Consider the following 23,461-nt stretch of genomic DNA (forward strand, 5'->3'; position numbering starts at 1 on the left):
GCGTGACGATCAGCTTTGCCGCGGCGGCCGATTTGGTCGGCGTCATTGACGCGTTGGCTGTGCGTTGTGCGCCGCAGGTGCTTTCGGCGCGTGTGGTGGCGTTGCGCAATGACCTGATCGGATGCTGCTCCACTCGTGTAACTGCTCGGTTTGACGCGAGTGCCGAAGTGGTTGGGGCTGATGAGGTTTTAGCGTTGGACCCGCGCGGCCTGGTCGACGTCAAGGCGGCCGCCGCAAGGCTCGGAATCACAGAGGACGGAGTGAGATGGCTTTGCAAGCGCGGTCGCCTGGCCGCATCGAAGATCAGCGGCCGCTGGTGGATCGAACCAGCGTCAATCGCGATGCACGACAGAAGGGGTAATCCATGGCCATCGACGAAGCACGGCTCAGGGAGAAGCTGATCGAGAAGCTGGGCCTTCCGGCGGACAGTGACGACGCGGCGATCGACGCTGAGCTCGATGCGCGGATCGACAAAGCTGCCGAAGCTCATGTTGCTGCGGCAATCGCGGGCGGCAAGATCCTCGCCGCACACCGCGATTACTGGCTGGATGCCTTCAGGGCGAACTGGCACAGCACCAGTGAGGTGTTGGCTTCACTCAGCCCGAAGCGAGTGGCGCGAGCTGCGCCGACGCCGCCGGTCGACGCCGACATGGCGAACGTGCACGCCAGGATCACCGGTGTGGATTTTGCGCCGGGGACACCTGATGGGATTCAGGTGACCCCAGTCGACGAGATGAACGCCCAGATCAATGCCGACCCCGAACTTCAACGTGTTGCCTGGAAGCTCGGCATCCGCGACGGAATCAACCGTCCGCCCGAAGTCTTCGTCACACAACCCGCCGTGGGAAAGCCGAAACATCGACTCGTCGAGCACGGCGACGGCACCGCGCACTGGGAAACCCCGACGGCAGATTTCTAGGAGCTGTTGCAGCCCGAGGAGATGTAAACCCTAATGGCAACCGCATACAAGGTGATCGCGCATTGCGTGCTCGCCAAAGACCAGAACGGGAGCACCCACCACCACTATCACCACAGCTCGGGGTGTGGGCCTGGCGTTATCAAGTGGCTGTCCGATGAGGAGGCAGAGCATCTGCTGGCCCTGGGGATGGTCGAGGCGATCGAGATCACAACGGCCGAAGAGGGATCGGCTATGGCTGTGGCGCACGCGGCCGAAGAGCGCCTCGCTGAATGCGTCGAAGCGCTCGCAGGGATCGTCGATCTTCCGGCTGACGTTGGCGCACCGAAGGCCCGCGAAGCGCTTAGGGGCGCCGGCTATAAGTTCGGCAATGACACCATCGCGGCGGCGGTCCGGGCCCGCAAGGCGCTGCTGTCCGGGACAGGCCAGCAGGCATGCGGCGGGTAATCATCAAAACGTTGGCCGCGTTGGCCGGCCACTACGGCATGGTCCTGATGTCAAAGCAAGAGCTGCGCAAAACGATCGTGTTGTTTACCAATGACTGCAGGCGCCGCGGAGTGACCCTGATCCCGGAGGAAGATCTAAATCGGCTCTGCGCCGATATCGCTGCGGACATCGATCGCGAGCTTGATGCGCTCATGGATGCGCGCTGAAATGCCCAATCCCCACAGCTTTTTGGCCTCGACAGATTGCGGGGATAGGGACACCGGCCGCCTGCTGACAGCGGCAAGCCGAATTGCCGTGAACTTCGATGAACGCTTCCTGCAGACGGCCTACTACTGTGCGGCCGAGGTGATTCGGTTGCGGCAGCTCGGCGGCCGGCCCATCCCAGATGAGCTGCGCCGGCACTACGCCCAGGCGCACGCCGCAATCACCCGCATGTCCGACTCCGGACATGAAAACGGGGCCGCTGCAGCACAATCAGCACAGCAAGACGAACCAGACGAACTGATCACAGCACGGCAGGCGGCGACCATCTTGAGGATCACGAAACGGCAAGCCCAGCGCCTGGGCCCAGACCTCGAAGGCCAGATCGTCGACGGCCGCTGGCTATTCCGACGCAGCATCGTCGAAAACTACGCGCACGCAAGGGGAATTCGATGACCACACCTGATGACGACCCCGCCGCGCTGTTCCGTGCCGCACTCGAAGAGCACGCCGCCAACATGACCACCGACGAATTCCGGGCGTTCACCATGCGCGTCCGACCGCCCGGCGAGACCCAGCCACTTGCACAGCAACCCGCCGACCCGGCGCAAGCCCATCAGCAGGTAATGGCCTCCCTCGCCGCCAAGCGTCAAACGCTGCCCCCGGTCGACGCGAACGGATATCCAGTCAGCCCAACCAGTTCCGACGTCAGCCGTGCATTCGACGGGCACGGCCAGCCAGTACCCAGCTTGAACCCGTCAACCGATCGCACCGAAAGGCCACGCCGATGAGCACCAAGGCCCCCACCACCAAGCAGGCATTGCAAGAGGCACAAGAAGTCACCGCCACCGCCGCCGACGCGCTCGCCGCAGCCAACGCCGCTGTCCCCACCGCTCAACAAGCCCTCGCCGCGGCCGAAGCCAAAGTTCAAGAACTGCTGGTTCAGGCGTCACTTGGCGCCCCCGGCGTCGACATGACCAGCATCGGCAAAGCCCGCGCCCAAGCCGAGCAAGCAAAGAGCGACGTCGAGTGGGCAGCGCTCAAAAGCCAGGCCGCCCAGGCCGCCTACCAGCGCGCCGAGGAGCTCGAGCACGCGGCAAACCGGGCGTGCGTCCGTGACGAGTACCTCGCAGAGATCAAGCGCTGGAACTCGGCCGACGAGCGCGAGTCGGTGCTGCTGCGGCAGCTAGAAGACGTCGTGGCCGAGTTCGTCCCGCTTATGGCCGCCCGCAAGTCGCTTCACGCCCGCCTAGGCGCCGCCGTCGACCATTTCCCGCCCGATGAGTTGGCAGAGCTGCGGTCGGCCGAAGCCGAGGCGGTCCCCGAGCCGCTGCGGGGGCCGCGGCTCGGGTCGACCCAGCGCCAGGTCAAACTGATCCATCTCCCGGTGCCGCTAGAGATCGGGGAGGCTCTCGAACGCGGGCTGGCCGCAGGCGGATGGAAGTAAGGCCTGCCATGAGCGTGGTCGGGTCGGTGTCGAAGTCTGCTGGTACTTCGCGCCGGCTCGACCACCCCGCGGAGAATCGCCGAGGATGGCGTGCACCGACCATCCCGCACCCATCGCCGCAGGTCAACCGGGTAGGGGGTAGCCCCTGCCGAGCACGCCCCAGCCGACGCTCCATAGCAGCCGTGCGAGCCACGCATTTCGGCGAGAGCCCGATTTTCGTCCGCGGATCGCGGCATCCCGGATTTCGGGTTTGACCAGGGGGAATGTGACGCATGAGCAAACCGAAGGCGCCGCCCGGGCTGGGCGCTGAAGGCCGCCGATTGTGGCGTGTGATCGTCGCGGATGCGGCCGATCAAGGCCTGGAACTGGATGCACGCGAGCGGGACTGGCTGCGTAGCGCGGCCAAATTGGCCGACCGCATCGCGCAGCTGGAGTTCGCGTTGGCTGACGCGCCGCCCCGGGTCAAAGGGTCGATGGGGCAGCTGGTCGTCGATCCGCTGCTGCCGGAGTTGCGCCAGTGCGTCCAGTTGCAGGCGCAGCTGCTCGGCCGGTTGAAGCTTGATCCGCCGGCCGAGCAGCACTCTGTGATTCCGACCTCGGGTGTCAACCGGCATCGGCAGGCGGCGATGCGACGCTGGGGCGGTGCCTGATGGCGCGCCAGGTGAACAAGGCCGCCAGCGGCTTGCGTAAGTTGCTGATCGCCGATCGGCAGCGGGGGCTGAAGCGCTGGGCGACGAGTGAGCCCGATGGGTGGCTGGAAGACCTGGGGGCTCGTGTGCCCGTCGTGGTCTCATCGGCCCAGCTGATGTGTGCGCTGATGCACGCCGGGCTGCCACATAAGGACTACGTGTTCGGTGGCCGCTATTTCAAGTCGACGTTCATCCTCGATGAGCACGACCAGCTCGCCGATCTCGATCGCGAGCTTGAAGCATTCATGGATGGGCGCTGAATGCTTATTTCCGAAGACGAGTCAGCGCCCCTGCTGGTGAAACTCCGACAGGACGGCGGCTATCAGCCCGTCCGGGATGCCGGGGCGGCCGGCAAGCTTCTCGATCTTGTCATCCAATGTGATGACGCAATCCGCGAGCAGTGCCTTCAGGTTCACGACGACAGCGTTCAGGTTCTCAAGGGTGAGCTGCTGATCCTCGCCGGCGACACCGCTCGTGGACGCCAGCTGATTGAGGATTACATGGCTGGCCAGCATCGTGTGCGGGATTTGGTTGATCAGAGCCCGGATTCCGGGGCTGCCGTCGTCAGCGGCCATGATGTGTCTCCTTCGCTTGGTGGGGACCCGTCGAGGCTAATCCCGCCCACTGACGCGGTGATACAGCCGTGACGTCCGGGTTCGGCGGCCAGGGCTATGTGCAGCCGTCGACGCGTGTCCTGTCGGCGATCACCGAGACACCGAACCCGGACGCCGAGGAGCTTGCCAGCCCGGAGAAGACCGCGGCGATCATCCAAACTCAGGGCTATCAGCTGAAAACTCTTGCGGGGCAGGTGAAGCAGCTGCAGAAGGGCGTTAACGACGCGACGCAGAACCCGATTCAGCAGATCCAGCAGTTCATCGCCGACATCGTCGTCCTACTCGGTGGCGGCGAACTTGCTGACGGGGCGCTGGATTTCGGTGACCTGAAATACATTCTCCCCGCCCTTGGCGCCCTGTTCGGGTTCGGTGACGGCCCGTTCCCGCTCGACCTTTTTGCGGCCGCAGAAAAGTTGTTCCTCGGGTATGTGGTGCCGACGAAGCAGTTCACCGATCTGATCAACAACATGATCGGCGCCTGGATGGACGTGTTCGGGATCGACCCGAAGTTCGTGAAGGACACGAAGGCGCTGATTACGGCGACGGGGGAGTTGTTCGGCGAGGTCGGCAACCTGTTGCCGTCGGTGAACACGTTCTTCACGGCCCTGGATGGTGCGGCGGGCGGTGGGAACGCGGGCACGGCGATGGGGCCGCTCGGGAAAGCGTTGGGGGCGATCGTCAAACTGTTCGCCAGCGTCGACCTCAAGAACTTCGGCAGCGCAGTCGAGTTCATCACCGCCGCGATCGACCCGTGGATCGTCCAGCTCACCGCGATCATCAACTTCCTCAACGAAGTCCTCGCAGTCCTGGCGTTCCCCGGCGATGTGGTCAATGACCCTCTACCGCAACTGATTGTGCCGTTCAAAAACCTCATCCGGTTTTTGGGCAACGTGCAATTCGGGATCGAATCGTTCAACCCCATTTCGGCGGTGCAAACCTGGCTGGGCCAGCTGCTCCTGCCGCTCGGCAACCTCAGCATCGTCCAACCCAACCTGCAACTCAACCCGGGCTTCGACGACTCCACCGACCTCGGCGACGCTGACGACGGGAAGAACTGGACCCGCGAAAACCTCGACCCGCCCGTCACCGACGGCGACTGGGTTTGGGACCTGATCGGGCAGACGGCGGCCGGTTCGGCGACCGTCCACGCGAACGGGGTTGATCACGGCCTGCTCGGCAACGTCGTGTATGTCGATGAGGGGCACACGTTCGACTTCGACGCCTACGTCCAATGGGACGAACTCACCGCCGCCACCGGCGCGCTCGCGTTGCATATTCAGACCAACGACGGCACCAACGTCCCCATCGCATCCGTCACGTCCCCGGGCGCGACGGGCTCGTGGACGCACCTGTCCGGCTCCTACACCGTCCCCGCTGATGTGACCTCGATTCGTCTGCGCCTGTACGTCGGGTCCGGCGCGTCGGCGGGGCAGGTGTGGTTCGACGACGTCAACATTCGCCGCACCAACCTCATCCACCAAGGCCTAATCCAGGACCTCGAGGACAACCTCGCGCAGCTGTTCGGGTTCTTCCAGGACCTGCTGACCGCTGCCGGCGCCGGCGATGTGGTGGCACTCGGGGGCGACATCTCATCCGCCCTGTCCCAGGCGGGGTCGGCGCTCACCAAGATCGGCGACATGCTCACCAACGCCGTCGTCTCCACCCCCGCCGAACTCGGGGCCCTTGTGAAGTCCGCGCAGGACAACGCGGAAGCGGCGGGCACGAACCTGCAGTCGATCCTCAACAACTCCGAAGCCGCCGACTACGCCGCCCTCGGGACGCTGGTGAAAACCGCTGCGGACAACGCCGGCGGCGCGTTGGCGGAGTTGGGCAGCATCATCACGAACTCCGGGCAGGCGGATGCGGCCGCGTTGGGGACTGCGTTGTCGTCGGCGATCAGCGGCGTCACGTCGGCCCTGTCGCAGCTCGGCGCGATCGTCACGAGTTCGGGGCAGGCGGATGCGAACGCGGTCGGCACGGCGCTCGCTGGGGCCCTCACGAACGCCGCGAACGCGATCGGGCAGGTGTCCGACATCATCACCAACTCCCTGCAGGCCGACGCCGCCGCAGTCGGCACAGCCCTATCCGGTGCGGTCTCTGGGTTGAGCGACCTCGTCACCCACTCCGGGCAGCCCAGCCCGGCCGCAACAGGCACGGCGATCGGCACATCGCAAACCAACTCCCAGGGCGTGATCGACGCGATCGTCCAGGCCGCCCAAAACGACGCCGGCCTCGTCAACCAGGCCGTGAACGACGCTAAGACACAACTGATTTCATTCTTCAGCGGCCTCAACGCGGCGTTCACCGGCGGCGATGTCTCATCCCCTCCCGCAGCGTCCGCATCGGATGCGGTGCTGGCGGCGGGGACGATTCAGCAACGGCTCGCGACCATCGGCAACGGCGCCGAGGAGCAAGTCGATGTCGACTTCTCGGATTACACCAACGGTGCACTCCCTAACCCGCCCTGGACAACGACGGTGGGTTGGACCGTTACCAGCGGGGTGCTAGTAGGTGACAGCCTTCTGGGGGCTATCGACCTCTATACAGGGGCGTCACTTCTCACGGACTATCAGGAAGTGAGCGCAGTAATCACTGCACTCAGCGGGCATGGCGGCCTGATTGCCCGCTCCACCGGATCGACCGGCGATGTTGCGATGTATGTCCAGTACGACACATCCAACCCCGGCGTTTGGACGTTTCTCGGTCCCAGCAACACGCAACTGTGTGAATTCAGCGACACGTTTACGCCGGGTGCGGAATACGCACTCATTTGCGGCGATTCGGCCGATGGCCTGCCGCTCAATTTTCAACTCCTCAAAGATGGTGTGCCACTTACTGTTTCATCCGTGTCCAATGGAAGCGGCAGCGGAACTGCGACCTATACCGATAGCAACTCCGTCACATCGATTGGCGGCGGTTACCGCACGTGCGGGCTGTACTGCGGGTCGGGTAGCAGCATTTCTATCACCAAATTTAAAGCCCGCGACACAATGGCCAGCAAGCCCGAAGTCTTGGTCCCCAACAGCGAGGCCACCTCTTCCACCACTTACACCGACCTCGCCACAACCAGTGACGAGGTTGCGGTCACAATCGGAGCGAGCGGCCTGGCATGGGTTAATGTAGGCGCGCTGATCACGACGACTGGCGGCGCAGAGGGCTTTATTTCGTTCTCGATGTCAGGAGCGAACATTCTTGCCGCGACGGATGCGAATGCGTTTGCCACTAGCGCCAGCGGCGTGCAGGCGTCGAACACGATACCGCTGAGCGGGCTCAATCCTGGCCTGACGTTGTTCAAGGCGAAGCATCGCTCATCGAATGGGTCAAGCGTGACGTTTGCCAATCGCCGGCTTAGCGTGCTCGCGCTGTGAGCGTCGAAGCGAAGTCGCTATGTCAGCCCGGCCACCCACGAGTTCGATTCGACCGCGCTTCTGTATTTCGGGCAATAGGCGGCAACCGATATGCCCATAATGCTTCCGGCGTCGTGTGGTGAAAATCCCTGCCCCATCAGGCTTGTCACCACGGCGCTGGGAGTGCTGCCCTGGTCGAACGCGACACACACCATGTGGCCCGCCGCTATAGCGGCGTCACGGTTGGTAACTGTCATCCCGCTTCTTTCAAGCGCCACAACGAACGCATCGTCCGTGACGTCCGCACGTGCGATTACTGCCGGCGCGGCAGTCACGATTAAGGCGCCTAACAGCAGGCCAAAACCGCTCCTCATGGGTCGGAATGGTAGTCGCCTGACTTGCGAACGTTGTGCGATGGGGCCCTTAGCCTGGTTGGCGGCGCGGAACATTGCCCGGCCGGCAATTCGGAAATAGTCCCGGCGGGTCTAAATTTGCCGGCATGGCTTCGGAGATTTGGACAGCTGTCATTGGCGGTCTGGCTGGACTCACGTCGGGCGCGGTTGGCTCGCTAATCGCACCTTGGGCGAATTGGAGTATCGAGAAACGCCGGCTCGAGCGGCAGCGGCGCTACGACTTGCTGAAGTCTTGGCGCGACGGGATCGCGGGCATGGAGGGCCACGACCACAGCAAGTACATAGCCAGCGGTTGGTACGAAACACTGCGGCCGTACATGTGGGAGAACACGCGTCGCAGATTGGAAGCGCCTAGAACTGTTTTCGTCCCCGCTGACTCCGGCCGCGGCATTAGGGACTTGTTCACGCGGGAAGTCGACCGCATCGAGCAAGCTTGGGGACTGCGCCCGCGCACGTAGGTGTCAGTCCAGGTGTCCGGAAAACACCGGGGACCTCGAGCGCAACAGGCTTCTCGGCGCGCTACCAGTCGTAGTCGCTTTGTTCCCAAAAGCCGTTCATTTGATTCAGTGCGGTCATTCGTTCCACCTGCCGGTTGGGGATCTGCTCTATGAACTCGCCGAGCGTCCGTGAAAACATCGCGAGCCGGGCAGTCAGCAGACGCACCACTTTCAGCAGCTGATCGCGGTCTAACGCGCCGGCGTTAGCAGTTACCGCCTCAGATACCGCAACGGAATTGAAACCGTTGGCGAATATGGCCGAACGTGACAAAGCGCGTGCCGCTTCTACGGCCGCGTCCGGGGCCGGCTGGGCTTCCATCGTCAGTTCCTTCCTGTCCGAATAGGTTCTGTCGTCGACCAGTGATCAGCCTGACCGAAGCGGATCCTCGGCCCAGGACACACTCCGGGAATTGAGGGAAGGCCGGCCTCCTGAGTCATGACGAGCATGCGGGGCAGTTCGGGCCTGACCAGCCCGGCTCGCGGCCGTTGACGGTCGGCCCGTTACCGCCAGGTGTGACCGCGGAGCCGCCCAACGGAGGGTTGTTCCCGGTGCCGTACGGCAGCCACGGCTGATACTGCAGGCAGTCGTAGGTCACATCGTAGTTTTGGCCGAGGAAGGTGCATGTCGGGTCAGCGTGGGCCGGCTGCGCCGCGAACACCGCGGCGCCGAGCCCGGCGGCCGCCAGCACGGCGGCGGCGAGAAGTTGCTTCATCGGGTCATCCTCCTGAACTGCTCGGTCGGCCACTGAGTGACGACATGCCACGGCGCCGGCCTGGACGGGCGCACCGCGACGTCGGGCTGCCACGCCGCGCGGCGCAGCCCCTCGGCGTCCAGGGCCGGGCGGCCGGGCTGCTGCATGGCGCGCACCATCATCTCCCGGTACTCGTGGTCGGCCCGGGCCGCGATCGCCGCCCGCTTCCGCGCCGCCCGATTCAGCAGCACCGCGCACACAATGATCGTCGCCGGGATCGTGAACCACGGATAGACCAGCATGATCGCCACCAGCGTATACAGGCCGGGCAGGCCGACGAACACGCCAGCGCACACCGCGGCGGCCGGGTGCCGGTCGACCCAACGGCCGTGGGAACGGCTCGACTCGAACCCGCACCGCGGGCAAGACTGCTTCATTTTCCGTTCGAGCTCCTTTTCACCAGGCATATGTCGCGGCCGCGCGGATCTCGTCGTCGTACACGGCCGTGTAGCGCTCGGTCGACAGAATTGACTCGTGGCCGAGCAGCTTCTGCACAGCCCGCAGGTTACGGCTGCCGCGGTAGGCACGGGTGGCGAACCGGTGGCGCAGTGTGTGCGCCGTCCAGTCGCCGGGGAGCGCGCCCGCGATCAAGCGGCCCACGCGATCGGGGCCGAGATGTCCACCCAAACCGTTGGGGAACACCCAGCCTTTGCCGCTCTCGCGGATCAGCGCGGCCAGATAATCGCTGATGGGCACGATCCGCTGCTTTCCCCCTTTGCCGTGGACGAGGAGCTGCGGATTACCGCCCACACTGTCGAGATGGCTCGAATGCACCTGGGCGATCTCGGCTCGGCGCAAACCCGCCTCGCCCGCGAGCCGCAGCATCAGCTCGGTCCGCTGATCAGCCTGCGCCAGGGCGGCCTCCCACGCTTCATCGCCTGCGGGACGTGGAGGCACTTTGGGGACGCGCACGCGAGGCAGCGCGTCGCCGATATAGTCCGGCATCCGGCCGTACCTGTACATCCACGTGAAGAATCCACTCAACACGGCACGGTAATTCTTGCGCCCTTCCGGTGATAAATACTGTTGGCGTCCAAGCCAATTCAGCAGCTGCTCGGCCGTGACCTCGGCGGGTGGACACCCCAGGCCCCGCGCGGCCATGCACAGGCATTTGTACCGGTGCCGAATGGTGCTTTCCCGCTGGCCAGCCGCGCTCAAAGTCAGTAGGTAATCGTCCACATCACGGCGCCACGATTCAGGTGGCCGCGTGCTGCGCGGCGGACCGGGGCGGCGAGGCGCAAGCCGCGCCACGAGATAGGCGTCGACGACTCCCAGCATCCCGACCGACAATGTCACATTATTCTCGTCGAGCAGGCTGAACACTATGCCGCGCTGAACCAGCCGCAGACCCAGCTTCTCGGCACGCTTGCGCGCGATCCGGGCGCGATTAGCAGCCTCCGCAGACTCAGGATTTGACGCGCGCCGCTTCCGCTTTGCAGCCGCCTGTCCCTTGCGGTAGCAGGCCAAGCAATCCCGCTGCCCCGCACGCTTTCCGCCGCGGCGCCGTGTGTTCTCCTCCGACCGTTCATGGCCACACGGGCGCAACGGCCCAGCCGGCGCGCTGGGCGATCCGGGATCACGACCGCCGGTCGCCGCATCGTCGTGCATGGTCATCACGCGAGCAAAGTCGAGCAGCTTAGCCCGTACCCGGCCTTGAGGCTCACGATCGAGCTGCTCGAAGAGTTCGATCTCCTCACGCGTCAGCTGATCAGCCAGATCTCGCCAGCTGTTCATAGCCGCGTGATCGTGCAGGCGTCATCGAGACGCGCGAATAATTGCCCGCACAGCGTGCAGCGCCCGCCCGGGAGAGTTCCCAGCGCTCTGGATCGCCACGCGCTCAGGTGCTGCCCGCACATCAGGCGTCCCTCGCAGCCGTGGACGTTAACGAGCCAGCCGGCGGAGCGCTGGCACTGACGGCCCTGGAGAGTGGTTATCCCGCAACGCGGCTGATCGTCGAAGGCGGCCACGATCTCGTCAAAGACTGCGGCATCAATGGGCGTCATGGCTTCCCCAACCGTCGATCTCGTCGGCGGCCTCAAGCAGGAGGGCCGCTAGCTCGCGGGCCTGGTCAGAGCTGAGTCGGATGCCGGTGTCGGTGCAGTCATTGAGGACGGTGATGCTCGGCGCTACGAGATCGCGGCCGTCATCAATTGACCCGTCTGCGAATTGGACCGCATCCGTCGTGATCACCGCACTTCCCGAGTCGCGAGAGCCGCGCGGTGGTGGGGCGGTCACCATTCGGTGTGCACCGAATAGCAGCCGGTACGGCTGCGGGTCGTGCTCCTCCCACAGGCGGTCCGGGGAGGCGCCGGCTGGGGCGCTGACTTCCCCGACCATGGCGGCGACGAGATTGTCACGCGCGTAGGCACGTGCCTGTATCAGCAGCTGGTTGTCGTCCCATTGGGGGCCGGTGTCGACCCACTTCATGCCGGCGTCGGTTAGTCGGAGCTCGTGGATCCGCGTGCCGCTGACTGCGTTTGCTTCGAGTTCGGCTATCTGCTCGCCCGTGAGCTGGTCAGTCAGGTCGCGCCAACCGGCGGTCGCGTTCTCCGGTGTGGCAGTCATCGCCCGGCCTCGATCGCGTCGTACCGCTCGCACTCGTCGGCCGCCGCAATCAACGCGCCGGCGAACTGGCGGGCCTCGGCCGGGCCATCGATGGGTGTCACGACGAACACATTGCGCGTGACATCGCCATCCAGGTATTGCCGTCCACCGATCCCGATCGCAATATCGTGCTTGTAATCGGGTCGGTCGACAACCCGCTCCGAACCATCGAACCCCCGATAGACGATCGGCAGACCGTCAGGTGCGGTCGAGGCTATCTCCCATGCGTCGACATCGACGGCACCGGCGGGCAGCTGGAACTTCGGGGTGGTTGTGGTTGTCATGGTGAATTCTTCTCTCTCCTGGTCGGTTGGTTGGTTGAGTTCTGGCGGGCGTCATCTTCCATGCGGGGGCGACCGACATTTGCCTGTTTCAGAAAATCGGTAGGCCCGATTTGGGAAGGCCTTGCAGGCGTTGTGGCCGCATCGTGGCCGCAATTTGGCCGCAGTTACAGTTAACTGGAGTGAAGTACCGTTATGTCTTTCGCCAGGTGAACGGCGTTTCAGCCCCCTGACCAGGTAGCTGAATAGAGTTCGAGTCCCTCCGCCCGCACTGGTTAGTCGCCCGCTCCCCGGGTAGTTGCCTCCACGAGCGCGTCGCCAAGGTCCAGGAGGCGGCCGTCGAGCAAGGCGTGTCCGAGACGGAGGTCCATCAGCGGTCGATGATCCGGCACCGCAATGCCGCGGCCGAGGATCGTCAGTTGGCCGAGCAGAAGCGGACCGAGTCGGACGCCGACCTCACGTCGGGCGACGATCACTAGCGAACGGCCGAATCCCGCGTCGGACCACCCGATGTTGACCGATGGTTAGGCAACCCTTAGTTTGTGGGGGTAACTTACTCGTCGGAGGTGATCGGGTGCACGCCATTGCGTCTCGTCAGGGCGGGCGACCCCCGCTGATCGCGGTGGACGACGTCGTCCGCGTCGGCCGCGAACTCGGCATGCAAAGGCTGAGCCTCAACGCGGTCGCGCAGCGGCTGGGCGTGTCGGCCACCGCCCTCTACCGGCACGTGGCGAGCCGCTGGGAGCTCGAGCGCCTGGTCGGCGAGAGCCTCCTCGCCGAACTCGAGCTGCGCGACGACCCGGCGGCCGATACGCAAACGCACCTGCTGTCGTTCGCCCTGCAGCTGCGGGACTTTACCGCCGGGCACCCGGGGCTGGCGGCCTACCTGCAGGTGCTGTTCCCCCGCGGTGACGCCGGCGCCCGGTTGCTGGCCACCGAGGTCGAGGCGTTGAGCCGCCGCGGTTACGCCGCCGACGCCGCAATGGTGTTGAGCAGCGCGGTCGCCACGCTCGCGATCAGCCTGGCCGCGCGCGAAGAGAACAATGCCAGCGCCACCGGCGGCGACCAGGCCAGCGGCTTCGCCGTCGAGCGCGACGCCGCCGCCGAACGGTTGGCCGGCGACGCGCGGCTCGGCGCCGCCCACGTCGCGTTGCCCCAGGTGTCGGATTCGGATTTCATGCGGCTGCTTTTGGCCGCATCCATTCGCGGCCTGGTCGCGGTCATCCCACCGGGTCGCCCGATCGGCGAGGCCGTGGCGCGGCTCGGCGTCGGGGCGGGGGGCCTCTGATGGCGCGCGGGCTTCAGGGCGTGATGCTGCGAAGCTTCGGCGCCCGCGACCACATAGCCACGGTCATCGAAACCGTCCGCATCGCACCGCATTTCGTACGGGTCCGGATGGTGTCGCCGACGCTGTTCGAGGACGTGGACGCCGAACCCGCCGCGTGGCTGCGGTTCTGGTTCCCCGATCCCGAGGGCTCCAGCACCGAATTCCAACGCGCCTACACGATCTCGGAGGCCGACGTCGAAACCGGCCGCTTCGCCGTGGACGTCGTGCTGCACGACCCGGCCGGTCCGGCCTCGTCGTGGGCGCGCTCGGTCGAACCCGGCGCGACGATCGCGGTCATGTCGCTGATGGGTTCGTCGCGGTTCGACGTCCCCGACGAGCAGCCCGCCGGCTACCTGCTGATCGGCGACTCCGCGTCGATCCCCGGGATGAACGGGATCATCGGCACGGTTCCCGACGACGTCCCGATCGAGATGTACCTCGAGCAGCACGACGACAACGACGCGCTGATCCCGATTGCGAATCATCCTCGGCTCCAAGTGCATTGGGTCGCGCGTCGCGACGAGAGGTCGCTGTCCGCGGCCCTCGAGAGCCGGGATTGGTCGGACTGGTACGCGTGGGCGACGCCCGAGGCCACGGCGCTCAAACACGTCCGCGCGCGGCTGCGCGACGAGTTCGGGTTTCCCAAGTCGGAGATCCACGCCCAGGCCTACTGGAGCGCCGGCCGTGCGATGGGCACCCGGCGCGGTGACGAGCATCCCGACGCTGCCGCCGAAAGCACGGTGGCTCAACAGGATCCGACGGCGTCCGGTCAGGTGCCGCCGCCGAGAGGCAGTTGGCGCGCCCAGGCCGCCGGCCGGTTGCTCGCGCCGCTGCGGTCGGCGCTGATCGCATCCGCGGCACTGCAGGCCCTGATCACGCTGGTGCAGCTGGCGCCGTTCGTGCTGCTCGTCGAGCTGGCCCGGCGGCTGGCCTCAGGCGCCGAGGCGCCCCGGCTGTGGACCGTGGGCATCGCGGCCGTCACGCTGCTGGGCGTCGGCACCCTGCTCGGCGCCGCCCTGACGCTGTGGCTGCACGTGGTCGACGCGCGATTCGCCGCCGACCTGCGCTCTCGGCTGCTGACCAAGCTGGCTCGATTGCCGTTGGGCTGGTTCACCGCCCGCGGCTCGGGGTCGATCAAGCAGTTGGTCCAGGACGACACGCTGTCGCTGCACTACCTGGTCACCCACGCCATCCCCGACGCCGTCGCCGCGGTGGTGGCGCCGGTGGCGGTGCTGGTCTACCTGTTCGTCGTCGACTGGCGGGTGGCGCTCGTCTTGTTCCTGCCCGTTTTGGTCTACTTGGTGCTGACGTCGTCGATCACCATTCAGTCCGGCCCGCGGATCCCGCAATCGCAGCGCTGGGCCGAGAAGATGAGCACCGAAGCCGGCGCCTACCTCGAGGGCCAGCCGGTGATCCGCGTCTTCGGCGGCGCCGCGGCGTCCAGCTTTCGGCGCCGCCTCGACGAGTACATCGGCTTTTTGGTGGCCTGGCAGCGGCCGCTGGCCGGCAAGAAGACGGCGATGGATCTGGCCACGCGCCCCTCGACGTTTTTGTGGCTCATCGCGGTCACCGGCACCCTGTTGGCGGTCACCCACCGGATGGCTCCGGTCGACCTGCTGCCGTTCCTGTTGCTGGGCACCACGTTCGGCGCCCGCCTGCTCGGCATCGCCTACGGGCTCGGCGGCATCCGCGCCGGGACGCTGGCCGCGCGCCGGCTGCAGAACGCCCTCGACGAACCCGAACTGGCCGTGCGAGACGCGGACGCGCCCCGAGGCGACGCGCCGGCGACGGTGCAGTTCGACCGCGTCACCTTCGGCTATCGCCCCGGCGTGCCGGTGATCCGGGACGTGTCGCTGACGCTGCGGCCGGGCACCGTCACCGCGCTGGTCGGGCCGTCGGGCTCCGGCAAGTCGACGCTGGCCGCGCTGCTGGCCCGCTTCCACGACGTCGACGGGGGCGCGATACGGCTTGGTGGACAAGACATCCGGTCACTCACGGCCGACGAGCTGTACGCCCGCGTCGGCTTCGTGCTGCAGGAAACGCAGCTGGTGCACGGCACCGTCGCCCAGAACATCGCGCTGGCCGTGCCGGACGCCACCGCCGCACAGATCCAGGCCGCGGCCCGTGAAGCCCAGATCCACGACCGCATCATGCGATTGCCCGACGGTTACGACACCGTGCTGGGCGCCGGCTCCGGGCTCTCGGGCGGGGAGCGCCAACGGCTCACCATCGCCCGCGCCATCCTCGCCGACACCCCGGTGCTGATCCTTGACGAGGCCACGGCGTTCGCCGACCCCGAATCGGAATACCTTGTGCAGCAAGCGCTCAACCGGCTGACCCGGGAGCGCACCGTGTTGGTGATCGCGCATCGGCTGCACACCATCACCCGCGCCGACCAGATCGTCGTGCTCGATCACGGCCGCGTCGTCGAGCGCGGCACCCACGAGGAGCTGCTCGCCGCGGACGGCCGCTACCGCCGGCTGTGGGACACCGGCCACACGGTGGCCGCGGCCCGGGAGGGAGCGCGATGATTCGCACCTGGCTCGGGCTCGTTCCACGAGACCGGCGCGCCAAGGTCGTCGCATACGCCGCGCTGGCGCTGGCCTCCGTGGTGGTGCGGGCGGTGGGCACCGTGTTGCTGGTGCCCCTGGTGGGTGCGTTGTTCGGCGACTCCCCGCGCCGGGCGCTGGTGTGGCTGGGCTGGCTCACCGCCGCGACCGTCGCCGGGTGGATCATCGACACCGCGACCGCGCGGATCGGCTTCGACCTGGGCTTCGCCGTGCTCGACCACGCCCAACACGACGTGGCGGACCGGCTCCCCGACGTCCGGCTGGAGTGGTTCACCGCCGAAAACACCGCGACGGCGCGCCAGGCGATCGCCTCAACCGGACCGGAACTCGTCGGTCTCGTGGTCAACCTGTTGACCCCGCTGCTCAGCGCGATCCTGCTGCCGGCGGCCATCGCAGTGGCCCTGCTGCCCGTCTCCTGGCAGCTCGCAGTGGCCGCGCTCTGCGGCGTGCCGCCGTTGCTGGGCGCGCTGTGGGCCTCGGCGCGGCTGGCGCGCCGTGCCGACGCCGCGGCCGCCGAGGCCAACACCGCGCTCACCGAACGGATCATCGAGTTCGCCCGGACCCAGCAGGCGTTGCGGGCCGCGCGGCGGGTGGAGCCGGCCCGCAGCCTGGTCGGCGACGCGCTGGCCGCGCAGCGGGGCGCGACGATGCGGCTGCTGTCCATGCAGGTGCCCGGACAGCTGCTGTTCAGCCTCGCCAGCCAGCTGGCCCTGATTCTGTTGGCGGGGGCCACCGCGGCGCTGACGGTGCACGGCACGCTGACCGTGCCGCAGGCTATCGCGTTGATCGTCGTGATCGCCCGGTATCTCGAGCCGTTCACCACCATCAGCGAGCTGGCGCCGGCGCTGGAAAGCACCCGCGCCACGCTGGACCGCATCCGCGCGGTGCTCACCGCGCCGGTCATGAACGCCGGGGCGGCCGCGCTGCCCGGCGGCATCACGGCCCCCCGCATCGACTTCGACGACGTCACCTTCGGCTACGCAGGCGCGAGCGCGCCGGTGCTCGACGGCGTCAGCTTCTCGTTGCGGCCGGGGAGCACCACCGCGATCGTCGGCCCCTCGGGCTCCGGCAAGAGCACCATCCTGGCGCTGATCGCCGGCCTGCACCAACCGAACCGGGGGCGGGTGCTCATCGAGGGCGTCGACGCCGCGACGCTGGACGCCGACGCCCGCCGCGCGGCCAGCAGCGTCGTGTTCCAGCACCCCTACCTGTTCCACGGGACCATCCGCGAAAACGTCTTGGCCGCAGACCCATCCGCCGGCGAGGCGCATTACGCCCGGGCGGTCGAGCTGGCGCGCGTCGACGAACTCACCGGCCGGCTGCCCGAGGGCGCCGACACGGTCGTCGGCGAGGCGGGCGCCACTTTATCGGGCGGCGAACGGCAACGGGTCAGCATCGCGCGCGCATTGCTCAAGGCGGCGCCGATCCTGCTCGTCGACGAGGCGACCAGCGCCTTGGACACCGAGAACGAGGCGGCGGTGGTCGACGCGCTCACCGCCGATCCGCGCCCGCGCACCCGGGTGATCGTCGCCCACCGGCTGGCCAGCATCCGCCACGCCGACCGCGTCCTGTTTGTCGACGGGGGCCGAATCGTCGAGGACGGCACCGTCGACCAACTGCTCGCCGCCGGAGGGCGTTTCGAGGAATTCTGGCGCCAGCAGCGCGAGGCCGCCGAATGGCGGATCCTTGCCGAGTGAACCGGCGACCGGCCCGCGGCCCTTGCGGTATGCCTTACAGTTGAGCGGTCAGTCACCCGTCGATGTGCTGGAGGCGTGCCGCGCATGAGCGCTGTGGTGTCGATTCCGCGGTATCCCGCCGACGTGACCGCCGCATGGTTGTCGGCCGCGCTCAGCGACCGCCGCGCGCCGGTCGAGGTCTCCGACGTCGACGTCGCGGCCATCGGCACCGGCCAGACCGGGGCGACGTTCCGCGTGACCGCCCGGTACGCGACCGACCCCGGGGATCTGCCGGCGACCTTCGTGATCAAACTGCCCGCGCAGGACGACACCGTGCGCGACCGGGTCACCATCGGCTATCGCAGCGAGTGCGCGTTCTACGCCACGGTCGCCGACCGGGTCCGGGTGCCCACTCCGCGGTGCTTCTATTGCGAAATCACCGAGGACGCCGCGGATTACGCTTTGTTGCTCGCCGACCAGGCGCCCGCGGTGCAGGGCGACCAGATCGCCGGCTGCGGCGAGCGGCAGGCGCGGCTCGCGGTGGTGGCGTTGGCCGGACTGCACGGACCCAGCTGGTGCGACCCCCACTGGCTGGACTTGCCGGGCCTGGCGTTTCCGCGGCCCGACGAGGCCGCCGCGCAGGGCCTGGGCGAGGTGGCGAAGATGAGCGCCGAAATCACCCTGGACAAGCTGGGTGACCGGATGAGCCCCGAGGACCGCGAGACATTGGTCGCCGCAATGGGTTTGGTGGCGCCGTGGCTGTTCGCCGAACGCGACCGGTTCGCCCTGCTGCACGGCGACTATCGGCTTGACAACCTGCTGTTCGATCCGGACCAGCGTTGGGTGAGCGTGGTCGACTGGCAGACGCTCGGGGTTGGCCTTCCCGCAAGAGATCTCGCGTATTTCACCGCGACCAGCCTGGACTCCGAGCTGCGCTTGAACATCGAGAACGCCCTGGTTGACGACTATCACCGCGCGCTCCTAAACCACGGCGTCACCGGCTATGACCGCGAAACGTGTTGGGGCGACTACCGCCTCGGAGTGATCCAGGCGCTGCTGATCTCGGCGCTCGGCTTCGCGTTCGCCACCGCCACCGAGCGCGGTGACGACATGGTGCTGACCATGCTGCGCCGCGGGTGCAGGGCCGTCCGCGACCTGGGGACGCTGGACCTGCTCGGCCGAGGATCGGCTATCGGTTGAAGCGCCCCGCCAGGTAATCGGCCCGGCACGCACTGCGGGCCAGCTTGCCGCTGGTGGTGCGGGGAATGGCCCCGGCGGCAACGAGCTTGACGTCGGCGACCCGGATCTGATGGTCGCGGGATACCGCCGCCCGCACCGTCGCCACGATCGGCTCCGGGTCCGCGCGGCCGACGCCGGCGGCGCGTTCGGCGACGACGACGAGTTGCTCGCCGGAATGGCCTCCCGGTGTCTCGACGGTGCCGGCCGGAACCGAGAAGGCGGCCACATAGCCGCTCCGGATGGCGGGCGAAGACAGGCTGACGGTGGTCTCGATGTCGTGCGGGTAGTGATTGCGACCGTCGATGATGATGACGTCTTTGATCCGGCCCGTCAGGTACAGCTCGCCGTTGATGTACACGCCGAGGTCGCCGGTGGCCAGCCAGCAGCAGTTGTCCGGGGCGCCCTCGGCGTGGCTGCCCTCGTCGAGCCGGGACTGCAGCTTGTTGCCGAACGTGCGCTGCGTTTCTTCCTCGCGGCCGAAGTAACCCCGACCCACGTTGTTGCCGTGCAGCCAGATCTCCCCGACGGTCCCGTCGGACACCTCGGCCCCGTCGGGGCTGGTGATCACCGCCCAGAGGTCGCGGATGGGCCGGCCGCACGAGACGTAGGCGACCGCGCCCTCGGTGTCCGGAGCGACGACCACCGCGCGGCCGGCGCCCAGTTGGGCGCGGTCGAGGAACAGGGCGCTGGCCGCCTCGTCGAAGGCGATGGTGGCGACCGCCAGCGTGGCCTCCGCCATGCCGTAGGACGGCTTGACCGCCGTCGCGGGCAGCCCGTAGGCGGCGAACGCGCTGATGAATTTCTCAATCGCCGACATCGTCACCGGTTCCGACCCGTTCAGCAGGCCGACGACGTTGGTCAGGTCGATGGTGTAGCCCTCCGGGGGCAGACCGCGTTCGGCGGTCAAGTCGAACGCGAAGTTCGGGGCGGCCGCGAAGGTGCGGCCCATGGCCGCCTCGGCGCTCAACTCCTTGATCCATCGGAAGGGGCGACGAACGAAGGCCATCGGGTCGAGCAGCGTGAGGTACCCGCCGCCGCCCAAGGCCGGGAACAAGATCATGATCAGGCCCATGTCGTGATACAGCGGCAACCAGCTGACGCTGCGGATGCCCCGGTCCAGGTTGCCGGCCAGGATCATCTGCAAAACGTTGGTGCAGGCGGCGCGATGGGTGATCTCCACGCCGGCCGGGACACGCGTCGAACCCGACGTGTACTGCAGATAGGCCACGTCGTCGGCGCGGATCGCCGGATCGGCGAACATCGCAGCGAGCGTATCGGGGACGGCGTCGACCGCGATCAGCCGCGCCCTGCCGCCCACCGAGTGTCTGCCCAGCGATTCCCGGACCGACTCGGCGGCCGCCGTGGTGGTCAGCACCACCGTGGGCCGGGCGTCGGCCAATACCGCCGTCAACCGCTCGGCGTGCCCGGCCAGCGTCGGCGCAAACAGCGGGACGGCGATGCGACCCGCGTGCACGGTGCCGAAGAACGCGGCGACGTAATCCAGACCCTGGGGCGCGAGGATGGCCACTCGATCGCCCGGCTCGGTGACTTGCTGGAGGCGGGCCCCGATCGCGCGGACCCGCGACCACAGCCCATTCCAGCTCAGTTCGACTATGCGACCCTCCAGGTCCTTGGTGTAGTCGATGAACCGGTACGACGGTGAATCGCCATATGCCGCGCGGTTTTGGTCGAAATACGAGGTCAGCGTCGCGTCGTCAGGCACGACGATTTTGCCGTCGGCGGTGACAAAATCGTTGATGTCTGGCAAGGCAGGCTGAGCAGCACTGTTCATCACGGGGTCCCGACCCATGCACAGAGGATAGAAGTAAAGCTAACTTCCATGCGCTACCGGGCTGCGTGTCGGCCGTCACCGCAAAGAAACGGCTGTGACGCACGTCTCACACGGTTGGTACCGCAGCGGCCGCGCGCAGCTGTCTGCGGGCCGCCTAGAGCTCGTCGGAGAAGTCGGCGCTCAGCCAGCGGTCCGGGCGGATGGTGTAGAGGACCTCGTCGACGCCTTCCATGCTTTGGGCGAATGCGCGCCCACCTTCCTCGCCGAGGTAACGAATGGCGACGGCCTCCATCACACCGGGCGGAACGGGGTGGGTCCTGTCGACGAGCGTGCCCTCGACAATCACGTACTGGTAAGGCGGCTCCTCACGCTGGACCACGAGCGTGACGGCACCGGCGCGCTCGATGAGCCGGGCCTTTCGGGTGGACGTTCCCGTCGCGATCCGGATGTCGCCGCCCGGGGTGTAGTCGTACCAGATCGGGACGCTGGCGGGTGGGCGCCCGTCGGTGGCGGCGACGGACAGCACGGCGACGTGCTTGTCGGCGAGGAATTCCTGGCGTTCGGTTTCGCTGAGGCTTCTCATGGCGCTTAAAAACGTCGGCGCCGGTGCGCTATTCCCGGCTAGCGCTGCGCCGTCTTCACCAGATTCGACCCGATGATCAGGCGCTGGATCTCGCTGGTGCCCTCGTAGAGGCGCAGCAGGCGAACATCGCGGTAGATGCGTTCGACGGGAACGCCGCGCATGTAGCCGCTGCCGCCATGGACCTGCACCGCGAGATCGGCCACCTTGCCGGCCATTTCGGTGCAGAAAAGCTTGGCCGCCGACGGGGCGGTCCGGCGGTCCTCGTTGGTCACCCAGAGCCGCGCCGCATCGCGGACGAGAGCGCGGCCGGCCATCACGCCGGCCTGCTGGTCGGCGATCATGGCCTGCACCAACTGGAAGCTTCCGATCGGCGTGCCGCCCTGTGTGGCGGTGGCGGCATACGACACCGATTCGTCGAGCGCGCGCTGGGCGGCGCCCACCGCGATGGCGGCGATGTGGATGCGGCCGCGCGCCAGCGACGTCAGCGCGGCCCGATAGCCGATGTCTTCGCTGCCGCCGACCAGCGCGTCGGCGCCGACCCGCACGTCGTCGAAGTTGACGTCGGCGGTCCACGCGCCTTCTTGACCCATCTTGGCGTCCTTGGCGCTCACCTGAACGCCGGGCGCGTCCGCGGGAACCAGGAAGACGGCGATGCCCGGGCCCTTTTCGTCGGCCGGGCGGCTGCGCGCGAACACCACGAAAAGGTTCGCCACCGGGGCGTTGGTGATGAAGCGCTTCTCGCCCGCGATCACCCAAGCGTCACCGTCACGAACGGCCTTGGTGCGCAGGCCCGCCGGATTGGACCCGGCGCCGGGTTCGGTCAGTGCGAAGGAGGCGACGACGTCGCCCGACGCCATCGACTCCAACCAGCGGCCCTTTTGCTCGTCGGTACCGAAGCCGACCAGAACCTGCCCGGCGATGCCGTTGTTGGTGCCGAACATCGACCGCAGCGCCAGCGAGGTGTAGCCCAATTCCATCGCCAGCTCGACGTCTTGGACGAGGTTCAGGCCGAGGCCGCCCCACCGCTGGGGGATCGCGTACCCGAACAGGCCCATCTGCTTGGCCTGCTCGCGAAGGTCGTCGGGCACCCGGTCGTCGGCCAGGATCTCCTGCTCGCGGGGGACCACGGCGCTGCGCACGAACTGCCGCGTCTGGGCCAGGATCTCCCGGAAGTCGTCGTCGGAAACCTCCTGGGCTTCGGCGGTGGACATCACGCGCACGCTCCTTACTGGCGGTCGGTCACCCGGCGATCGTCACGGATCCTATAGGAAATACGATATTGGGCCGGACCGGGAAGCGGACGAGAGGGAGGCGGGATTCAGGTGTCGTTGCTGGACAAACAGACGGCGGTCGTCACCGGCGGTGCGCAGGGTTTGGGCTTTGCCATCGCCCAACGGTTCGTCGCCGAGGGTGCCCGCGTGGTCCTCGGTGACCTCAACCTGGACGCGACCGAAGCCGCCGCGAAGGAGCTGGGCGGCGGCGACGTCGCGGTGGCGGTGCAGTGCGACGTGACGCGGGCCGCCGACGTCGAGGCCTTGATCGCCACCGCCGTCGACCGTTTCGGCGGCCTGGACATCATGGTGAATAACGCCGGCATCACCCGCGACGCGACGATGCGCAAGATGACCGAGGAGCAGTTCGATGAGGTCATCGAGGTGCATCTGAAGGGCACCTGGAACGGCACGCGGCTGGCGGCGGCCATCATGCGGGAGAACAAGCGCGGCGCCATCGTGAACATGTCGTCGGTGTCGGGCAAGGTCGGCATGGTCGGACAGACCAACTATTCGGCGGCCAAGGCCGGGATCGTGGGGATGACCAAGGCCGCGGCCAAGGAGCTTGCCTACCTCGGGGTCCGCGTCAACGCCATCGCCCCGGGATTGATTCGCTCGGCCATGACCGAGGCCATGCCGCAACGCATTTGGGATCAGAAGGTCGCCGAGATTCCGATGGGCCGAGTCGGCGAGCCCAGCGAGGTCGCCAGCGTCGCGTTGTTCTTGGCCTCCGACCTGTCCTCCTACATGACGGGCACGGTGATGGAGGTCACCGGCGGCCGCCACATCTGAGCG

At 67.1% G+C, this 23,461-nt stretch carries 27 protein-coding genes; 16 read left to right on the forward strand and 11 right to left on the reverse strand.

Going from position 1 to position 23,461, the window contains the following annotated elements:
• Positions 1-2: 2 nt before the first annotated feature.
• The 9 genes from AWC19_RS28885 to AWC19_RS05295 all read left to right on the forward strand — a co-directional run bounded on the left by AWC19_RS28885 (position 3) and on the right by AWC19_RS05295 (position 3,960).
• Positions 3-401 carry a helix-turn-helix domain-containing protein gene (locus tag AWC19_RS28885; RefSeq protein WP_142281006.1) on the forward strand — a complete coding sequence of 133 codons (399 nt, stop codon included), beginning with the start codon at positions 3-5 and terminating at the stop codon, positions 399-401.
• Complete coding sequence (locus AWC19_RS05260; protein ID WP_085077019.1) at positions 365-919, forward strand: hypothetical protein; 555 nt, start codon at positions 365-367, stop codon at positions 917-919. The genes AWC19_RS28885 and AWC19_RS05260 overlap by 37 nt, the downstream gene beginning before the upstream one ends.
• 33 nt (positions 920-952) lie before the next feature.
• Entirely contained in the window at positions 953-1,363 is a 411-nt protein-coding gene (locus tag AWC19_RS05265) for a hypothetical protein (protein WP_085077020.1), read from the forward strand.
• Between the two features lie 11 nt (positions 1,364-1,374).
• Entirely contained in the window at positions 1,375-1,569 is a 195-nt protein-coding gene (locus AWC19_RS05270) for a hypothetical protein (RefSeq protein WP_142281007.1), read from the forward strand.
• Position 1,570: 1 nt separating this feature from the next.
• The gene (locus AWC19_RS05275) at positions 1,571-2,020 is read left to right on the forward strand and encodes a hypothetical protein (RefSeq protein ID WP_142281008.1); all 450 of its coding nucleotides are present in this window, start codon (positions 1,571-1,573) and stop codon (positions 2,018-2,020) included.
• Positions 2,017-2,355, forward strand: a complete 339-nt coding sequence (locus AWC19_RS05280) for a hypothetical protein (RefSeq protein WP_085077023.1) — start codon at positions 2,017-2,019, stop codon at positions 2,353-2,355. Before AWC19_RS05275 ends, AWC19_RS05280 begins: the two co-directional genes overlap by 4 nt.
• Positions 2,352-3,011 (forward strand): hypothetical protein, encoded by a 660-nt coding sequence (locus tag AWC19_RS05285; protein WP_085077024.1) that lies wholly within the window; start codon positions 2,352-2,354, stop codon positions 3,009-3,011. Before AWC19_RS05280 ends, AWC19_RS05285 begins: the two co-directional genes overlap by 4 nt.
• A gap of 272 nt (positions 3,012-3,283) precedes the next feature.
• Entirely contained in the window at positions 3,284-3,661 is a 378-nt protein-coding gene (locus tag AWC19_RS05290; protein ID WP_085077025.1) for a hypothetical protein, read from the forward strand.
• Positions 3,661-3,960 carry a hypothetical protein gene (locus tag AWC19_RS05295; RefSeq protein ID WP_085077026.1) on the forward strand — a complete coding sequence of 100 codons (300 nt, stop codon included), beginning with the start codon at positions 3,661-3,663 and terminating at the stop codon, positions 3,958-3,960. The genes AWC19_RS05290 and AWC19_RS05295 overlap by 1 nt, the downstream gene beginning before the upstream one ends.
• A gap of 21 nt (positions 3,961-3,981) precedes the next feature.
• Here the strand turns inward: AWC19_RS05295 and AWC19_RS05300 are convergent, their stop codons facing one another.
• The gene (locus AWC19_RS05300) at positions 3,982-4,275 is read right to left on the reverse strand and encodes a hypothetical protein (protein ID WP_085077027.1); all 294 of its coding nucleotides are present in this window, start codon (positions 4,273-4,275) and stop codon (positions 3,982-3,984) included.
• Positions 4,276-4,343: 68 nt separating this feature from the next.
• Here AWC19_RS05300 and AWC19_RS05305 point away from each other — a divergent pair, with 68 nt between their 5' ends.
• The gene (locus tag AWC19_RS05305; RefSeq protein WP_085077028.1) at positions 4,344-7,682 is read left to right on the forward strand and encodes a hypothetical protein; all 3,339 of its coding nucleotides are present in this window, start codon (positions 4,344-4,346) and stop codon (positions 7,680-7,682) included.
• A 17-nt stretch (positions 7,683-7,699) separates the two neighbouring features.
• Here AWC19_RS05305 and AWC19_RS05310 read toward each other — a convergent pair whose 3' ends face one another.
• The 7 genes from AWC19_RS05310 to AWC19_RS05350 form a co-directional block, all read right to left on the reverse strand.
• Entirely contained in the window at positions 7,700-8,035 is a 336-nt protein-coding gene (locus AWC19_RS05310) for a DUF732 domain-containing protein (RefSeq protein WP_158090838.1), read from the reverse strand.
• 558 nt (positions 8,036-8,593) lie between these two features.
• On the reverse strand, positions 8,594-8,890 hold the full coding sequence (locus AWC19_RS05320) for a hypothetical protein (RefSeq protein WP_085077031.1): 297 nt from the start codon (positions 8,888-8,890) through the stop codon (positions 8,594-8,596).
• Positions 8,891-9,005: 115 nt separating this feature from the next.
• Entirely contained in the window at positions 9,006-9,284 is a 279-nt protein-coding gene (locus AWC19_RS05325; RefSeq protein WP_085077032.1) for a hypothetical protein, read from the reverse strand.
• Positions 9,281-9,700, reverse strand: a complete 420-nt coding sequence (locus AWC19_RS05330) for a hypothetical protein (RefSeq protein ID WP_142281009.1) — start codon at positions 9,698-9,700, stop codon at positions 9,281-9,283. The genes AWC19_RS05325 and AWC19_RS05330 overlap by 4 nt, the downstream gene beginning before the upstream one ends.
• 19 nt (positions 9,701-9,719) lie before the next feature.
• Entirely contained in the window at positions 9,720-10,613 is an 894-nt protein-coding gene (locus AWC19_RS05335; RefSeq protein ID WP_308207187.1) for a tyrosine-type recombinase/integrase, read from the reverse strand.
• Between the two features lie 699 nt (positions 10,614-11,312).
• Positions 11,313-11,888 (reverse strand): hypothetical protein, encoded by a 576-nt coding sequence (locus AWC19_RS05345; protein ID WP_085077035.1) that lies wholly within the window; start codon positions 11,886-11,888, stop codon positions 11,313-11,315.
• Complete coding sequence (locus AWC19_RS05350; RefSeq protein ID WP_085077036.1) at positions 11,885-12,211, reverse strand: hypothetical protein; 327 nt, start codon at positions 12,209-12,211, stop codon at positions 11,885-11,887. The genes AWC19_RS05345 and AWC19_RS05350 overlap by 4 nt, the downstream gene beginning before the upstream one ends.
• 347 nt (positions 12,212-12,558) lie before the next feature.
• Here AWC19_RS05350 and AWC19_RS31115 point away from each other — a divergent pair, with 347 nt between their 5' ends.
• The 5 genes from AWC19_RS31115 (at position 12,559) to AWC19_RS05370 (ending at position 18,981) form a co-directional block, all read left to right on the forward strand.
• The gene (locus AWC19_RS31115; RefSeq protein ID WP_264072567.1) at positions 12,559-12,687 is read left to right on the forward strand and encodes a hypothetical protein; all 129 of its coding nucleotides are present in this window, start codon (positions 12,559-12,561) and stop codon (positions 12,685-12,687) included.
• Between the two features lie 95 nt (positions 12,688-12,782).
• Entirely contained in the window at positions 12,783-13,496 is a 714-nt protein-coding gene (locus tag AWC19_RS05355; RefSeq protein ID WP_085077037.1) for a TetR family transcriptional regulator, read from the forward strand.
• Positions 13,496-16,066: an ABC transporter ATP-binding protein/permease gene (locus tag AWC19_RS05360; RefSeq protein WP_085077038.1), complete on the forward strand. Its 2,571-nt coding sequence runs from the start codon at positions 13,496-13,498 to the stop codon at positions 16,064-16,066. Before AWC19_RS05355 ends, AWC19_RS05360 begins: the two co-directional genes overlap by 1 nt.
• Positions 16,063-17,802 carry an ABC transporter ATP-binding protein gene (locus AWC19_RS05365; protein WP_085077039.1) on the forward strand — a complete coding sequence of 580 codons (1,740 nt, stop codon included), beginning with the start codon at positions 16,063-16,065 and terminating at the stop codon, positions 17,800-17,802. Before AWC19_RS05360 ends, AWC19_RS05365 begins: the two co-directional genes overlap by 4 nt.
• A gap of 84 nt (positions 17,803-17,886) precedes the next feature.
• On the forward strand, positions 17,887-18,981 hold the full coding sequence (locus AWC19_RS05370) for a phosphotransferase family protein (protein WP_085077040.1): 1,095 nt from the start codon (positions 17,887-17,889) through the stop codon (positions 18,979-18,981).
• On the opposite strand, the gene AWC19_RS05375 is transcribed toward AWC19_RS05370, so the two are convergent.
• From AWC19_RS05375 to AWC19_RS05385, 3 genes are all read right to left on the reverse strand, one after another.
• Positions 18,971-20,830, reverse strand: a complete 1,860-nt coding sequence (locus AWC19_RS05375; protein WP_085077041.1) for a fatty acyl-AMP ligase — start codon at positions 20,828-20,830, stop codon at positions 18,971-18,973. The genes AWC19_RS05370 and AWC19_RS05375 overlap by 11 nt on opposite strands.
• 136 nt (positions 20,831-20,966) lie before the next feature.
• The gene (locus tag AWC19_RS05380) at positions 20,967-21,395 is read right to left on the reverse strand and encodes a pyridoxamine 5'-phosphate oxidase family protein (protein WP_085077042.1); all 429 of its coding nucleotides are present in this window, start codon (positions 21,393-21,395) and stop codon (positions 20,967-20,969) included.
• Between the two features lie 38 nt (positions 21,396-21,433).
• Positions 21,434-22,606: an acyl-CoA dehydrogenase family protein gene (locus AWC19_RS05385; protein WP_085077070.1), complete on the reverse strand. Its 1,173-nt coding sequence runs from the start codon at positions 22,604-22,606 to the stop codon at positions 21,434-21,436.
• A 111-nt stretch (positions 22,607-22,717) separates the two neighbouring features.
• Between AWC19_RS05385 and fabG the strand changes: the two genes are divergently transcribed.
• Positions 22,718-23,458, forward strand: coding sequence for a 3-oxoacyl-ACP reductase FabG (gene fabG / locus AWC19_RS05390; RefSeq protein ID WP_211284854.1), 741 nt, complete (start codon positions 22,718-22,720; stop codon positions 23,456-23,458).
• The last annotated feature ends 3 nt before the right edge of the window (positions 23,459-23,461 follow it).

Source organism: Mycobacterium palustre (assembly GCF_002101785.1).
Classification (GTDB): Bacteria; Actinomycetota; Actinomycetes; order Mycobacteriales; family Mycobacteriaceae; genus Mycobacterium; species Mycobacterium palustre.

What these genes read in the sequence shown, in the direction of transcription:
- AWC19_RS05260 (WP_085077019.1), top strand. Translation starts at nt 365, where the DNA reads ATGGCCATCGACGAAGCACGGCTCAGGGAGAAGCTGATCGAGAAGCTG.
- AWC19_RS05265 (WP_085077020.1), top strand. Translation starts at nt 953, where the DNA reads ATGGCAACCGCATACAAGGTGATCGCGCATTGCGTGCTCGCCAAAGAC.
- AWC19_RS05275 (WP_142281008.1), top strand. Translation starts at nt 1,571, where the DNA reads ATGCCCAATCCCCACAGCTTTTTGGCCTCGACAGATTGCGGGGATAGG.
- AWC19_RS05280 (WP_085077023.1), top strand. Translation starts at nt 2,017, where the DNA reads ATGACCACACCTGATGACGACCCCGCCGCGCTGTTCCGTGCCGCACTC.
- AWC19_RS05285 (WP_085077024.1), top strand. Translation starts at nt 2,352, where the DNA reads ATGAGCACCAAGGCCCCCACCACCAAGCAGGCATTGCAAGAGGCACAA.
- AWC19_RS05290 (WP_085077025.1), top strand. Translation starts at nt 3,284, where the DNA reads ATGAGCAAACCGAAGGCGCCGCCCGGGCTGGGCGCTGAAGGCCGCCGA.
- AWC19_RS05295 (WP_085077026.1), top strand. Translation starts at nt 3,661, where the DNA reads ATGGCGCGCCAGGTGAACAAGGCCGCCAGCGGCTTGCGTAAGTTGCTG.
- AWC19_RS05300 (WP_085077027.1), bottom strand. Translation starts at nt 4,275, where the DNA reads ATGGCCGCTGACGACGGCAGCCCCGGAATCCGGGCTCTGATCAACCAA.
- AWC19_RS05310 (WP_158090838.1), bottom strand. Translation starts at nt 8,035, where the DNA reads ATGAGGAGCGGTTTTGGCCTGCTGTTAGGCGCCTTAATCGTGACTGCC.
- AWC19_RS05320 (WP_085077031.1), bottom strand. Translation starts at nt 8,890, where the DNA reads ATGGAAGCCCAGCCGGCCCCGGACGCGGCCGTAGAAGCGGCACGCGCT.
- AWC19_RS05325 (WP_085077032.1), bottom strand. Translation starts at nt 9,284, where the DNA reads ATGAAGCAACTTCTCGCCGCCGCCGTGCTGGCGGCCGCCGGGCTCGGC.
- AWC19_RS05330 (WP_142281009.1), bottom strand. Translation starts at nt 9,700, where the DNA reads ATGAAGCAGTCTTGCCCGCGGTGCGGGTTCGAGTCGAGCCGTTCCCAC.
- AWC19_RS05345 (WP_085077035.1), bottom strand. Translation starts at nt 11,888, where the DNA reads ATGACTGCCACACCGGAGAACGCGACCGCCGGTTGGCGCGACCTGACT.
- AWC19_RS05350 (WP_085077036.1), bottom strand. Translation starts at nt 12,211, where the DNA reads ATGACAACCACAACCACCCCGAAGTTCCAGCTGCCCGCCGGTGCCGTC.
- AWC19_RS05360 (WP_085077038.1), top strand. Translation starts at nt 13,496, where the DNA reads ATGGCGCGCGGGCTTCAGGGCGTGATGCTGCGAAGCTTCGGCGCCCGC.
- AWC19_RS05365 (WP_085077039.1), top strand. Translation starts at nt 16,063, where the DNA reads ATGATTCGCACCTGGCTCGGGCTCGTTCCACGAGACCGGCGCGCCAAG.
- AWC19_RS05370 (WP_085077040.1), top strand. Translation starts at nt 17,887, where the DNA reads ATGAGCGCTGTGGTGTCGATTCCGCGGTATCCCGCCGACGTGACCGCC.
- AWC19_RS05375 (WP_085077041.1), bottom strand. Translation starts at nt 20,830, where the DNA reads ATGGGTCGGGACCCCGTGATGAACAGTGCTGCTCAGCCTGCCTTGCCA.
- AWC19_RS05380 (WP_085077042.1), bottom strand. Translation starts at nt 21,395, where the DNA reads ATGAGAAGCCTCAGCGAAACCGAACGCCAGGAATTCCTCGCCGACAAG.
- AWC19_RS05385 (WP_085077070.1), bottom strand. Translation starts at nt 22,606, where the DNA reads ATGTCCACCGCCGAAGCCCAGGAGGTTTCCGACGACGACTTCCGGGAG.